Source organism: Candidatus Benthicola sp. (assembly GCF_058719085.1).
The window spans coordinates 1-3111 of the sequence record NZ_JBZQEK010000128.1; the positions used below are offsets into that span (position 1 = coordinate 1).

The window sequence follows — 3111 nt, forward strand, 5'->3', positions numbered from 1 at the left end:
AACTCGGCCGGGCTGCCGGCGCCCCGGATCGTCCAGGCGGAGACCGCCTCGGGACGTGGCCACAGGCGGAGAATCACCCGGGTGATCACGCCGAGGCGCCCCCGGCTTCCGGCCATCAACCGGGGCATGTCGTAGCCAGCCACGTTCTTCATCACGGCGCGCCCCCACGAGAGCCGGGTCCCGTCCGGGGCGACCACCCGGCAGCCGAGCAGCTGCCGGCGGACCGGGCCGTACGCAGCATCCCACGGCGTCGGCGTCGCTGCCGCGACCCAGCCTCCGACGGATCGGGCGCCTCCGATGCCGGACGTCGGGACCCAGAGGCGTTCCTCTTCCACGATCTCCCGGAGCCGTTCCATGCGCATCCCGGCTCCGACCTCGACGGTCAGATCCCGGGGCCGGAGCGCGTGGACGTCCGCGAGCCCGGCGGTGGAGACGACCGGAGGCACAGGAGATGCGCGCTCCGCGAGCCACGGATCCGGATCCGGCCGGTCCGTTCCCGTGACGACCGGCGGGTCGGCCAGGATCCGCAGCTGCTCGGCGAGGCCGTCCTCGTCCGTCGCGACGAACAGGCCGTTCCCGTCCACCTACTTCTCCTCCGTGGACACGCGGCGCGGCAGCAGCTTGTCAGGATTCGCCGTGCCTTCCGGGTCGAACGCATCGTGGAGTCGGTGCATCATCCGCAGCTCCTCCGGACCGTACATCAGCGACATGTACTGGACCTTGTCCGAACCGACGCCGTGCTCTCCCGTGATCGTTCCGCCGGCCTCCACGCACAGCCGCATGATCCTCTCGCCGGCGCGTTCGACACGCGCGACCTGGTCCGGGTCGCGGCGATCGAACAGGAGGTTGGGGTGGAGGTTTCCGTCCCCGGCGTGGAAGAAGCTCGCGAGGCGGAGACGGTGATCGCGTGCGATCCGCTCGATCTCGGGCAGCAGTCGCGCCAGCTCCGTGCGCGGAACGACCGCGTCCTGGACGAAGACGTCGGGCGCCGCGCGACCGAGGGCGCCGTAGGCTCTCTTTCTCGCCTGCCAGATCGCCAGGCGCTCCTGTTCCGTCTCCGCGATCCGTACCTCCGTCGCCCCGTGGGCCCGGCATGCCTCGGCTGCCACCGCGAGGTCCGCCTCCACGTCTTCCGGATCGCCCTCGCACTCGATCACGAGCGCCGCCGGCGTATCGATCGGCAGGCCCGCTGCGAAGATCGACGCCTCGACGACCTCGATCGTCGACTGGTCGATGAGCTCCAGCGCCACCGGAACCAGTCCCCGCTCGAAGACTTCGGATACCGCGGCGCCCGCATTTCCGACTCCGTCGAACAGTGCGAGCAGGGCGCGGGTGGAGTCCGCCACGGGGACGAGCCCCACGAGCACGGAGGACACGAGACCGATCGTTCCTTCCGACCCGATGAACAGGCCCGCGGAATCCAGACCGCCGTCCTGGCCGCGCCAGACCCACGCGAGGGAGGCGTCCGGAAGCACGATCTCCAGGCCGAGGACGTGGTCACTCGTGACGCCGTGCTTGAGACAATGGGGGCCGCCCGAGTTCATCGCGACGTTGCCGCCGATCGTGCATGCCGCGGCGCTCGCGGGATCGGGGAGATACCTGAGGCCGTAGCCGGCCGCGGCAGCAGAGATCGCCGCGGTGAGGACCCCCGGCTCGACCAGCGCCGTGCGGTCCTCCGGGTCCACTTCGAGGATCCGGTTCAGGCGGGTGGTGACGAGAACGACCGCGTCGTGCGCGACGGATCCGCCCGAGAGTCCCGTGCCCGACCCGCGCGGCACGAACTCCTGTCCCGCCTCGTGCAGGAGCCGAACGGCCTCCCGCAGCTCGCTCCGACTCCCGGGCAGCAGCACGGCAGTGGGGGTGCCCCGAGACGTGGTCAGCGCATCCCCCTCGTAGACGACCATCCGGCCCGGTTCCGTGATCATCCCTGCTGATCCGAGCAATGCGCTAAGAGCACGCTCGAGATCCGGCGGGACGGGACGCCGCGAAGCTTCCATCCGACGAGGTTAGCCACCGTCCGAAACGGGCGGCAAGCGAGGTTGACACCATAGGGTGCGGATGGTAGGATCGTCGGTCCCGTTGCGGGGTGGAGCAGTCTGGTAGCTCGTCGGGCTCATAACCCGAAGGTCGCGGGTTCGAATCCCGCCCCCGCTACTTCGCCGGTCTGGAGCCCCGTTCGCTGATGCATGGCTGGCGGGGCCTTTTGCTTGTGCACAGGCGTTGTTTGACAGGATAATGTGCGTGTCGCGGTGCGGTGGCACCGCGGAGATCTGACTCTGGAACGGTCGATCATTCCGGGGTAGCTCAGCGGCCAGAGCGGGTGGCTGTTAACCACTAGGTCGGGGGTTCGAATCCCCCCCCCGGAGCTGAGAGTCGGTGGCGGGAGCTGGACCTGGCTGGGTAGCTCAGGTTGGTAGAGCACCGCGCTGAAAACGCGGGTGTCGGCGGTTCAAATCCGTCCCCAGCCACTCCGGAACGGTGAAGGGGCGTAGCTCAACTGGTAGAGCACCGGTCTCCAAAACCGGCGGCTGGGGGTTCGAGTCCCTCCGCCCCTGTGTCCGACGGGAATCGGCGAGAATCCGGCTCGCGTAGCTCAGTGGTAGAGCGCATCCTTGGTAAGGATGAGGTCATGGGTTCAATCCCCATCGCGAGCTCCTCAGGAGGGAATGTACGAGTCGTCGACCACGGGTCGGACTTGCGTCCGTAGCTCAGCCTGGATAGAGCATCGGCCTTCTAAGCCGAGGGTCGCAGGTTCGAATCCTGCCGGACGCGTCGGGGGAACCGGGACGACGGGGGTCGGTACGACGAAGCGCCTCCGGACGTGCGGCAGGGCCGGAGGCCGGTGCGTCGCCGGCCACGAGACGCGAAGACGCCCCCATCGTCTAACGGTTAGGACACCACTCTTTCAAGGTGGAGATAGGAGTTCGATTCTCCTTGGGGGCATTGGGGCCGTAGCTCAGTGCGTTTCGCGGCTGCGCCGCAAAACGGGTCGGGGCTGACGCCCCGACAGGGTAGCTTTTGCGGGCATAGCTCAGTGCGTTTCGCGGCTTCGCCGCAAAACGGGTCGGGGCTAACGCCCCGACAGGGTAGCTTTTGCGGGCATAGCTCAGT

2 protein-coding genes and 7 tRNA genes are annotated in these 3111 nt (G+C 68.5%); 7 read left to right on the top strand and 2 right to left on the bottom strand.

The annotated features are described in order from the left end of the window. Together AC36XV_RS09920 and AC36XV_RS09925 are read right to left on the bottom strand one after the other, a co-directional pair. The coding region (locus AC36XV_RS09920; protein WP_492203529.1) for an FAD-binding oxidoreductase at positions 1-584 on the bottom strand (584 nt) is incomplete at its 3' end. Further along, complete coding sequence (locus AC36XV_RS09925) at positions 585-1925, bottom strand: FAD-binding oxidoreductase (RefSeq protein WP_492203530.1); 1341 nt, start codon at positions 1923-1925, stop codon at positions 585-587. A 155-nt stretch (positions 1926-2080) separates the two neighbouring features. Here AC36XV_RS09925 and AC36XV_RS09930 point away from each other — a divergent pair. The 7 genes from AC36XV_RS09930 (at position 2081) to AC36XV_RS09960 (ending at position 2943) form a co-directional block, all read left to right on the top strand. After that, positions 2081-2154, top strand: a tRNA-Met gene (locus tag AC36XV_RS09930). Between the two features lie 139 nt (positions 2155-2293). Then, positions 2294-2366, top strand: a tRNA-Asn gene (locus tag AC36XV_RS09935). 28 nt (positions 2367-2394) lie between these two features. Then, positions 2395-2468, top strand: a tRNA-Phe gene (locus AC36XV_RS09940). 14 nt (positions 2469-2482) lie between these two features. Further along, positions 2483-2555: transfer RNA gene (locus tag AC36XV_RS09945), tRNA-Trp, on the top strand. Positions 2556-2582: 27 nt separating this feature from the next. Beyond that, positions 2583-2654, top strand: a tRNA-Thr gene (locus AC36XV_RS09950). A 43-nt stretch (positions 2655-2697) separates the two neighbouring features. Continuing rightward, positions 2698-2772: transfer RNA gene (locus tag AC36XV_RS09955), tRNA-Arg, on the top strand. A 99-nt stretch (positions 2773-2871) separates the two neighbouring features. Continuing rightward, a tRNA-Glu gene (locus AC36XV_RS09960) sits at positions 2872-2943 on the top strand. Positions 2944-3111: the final 168 nt, after the last annotated feature.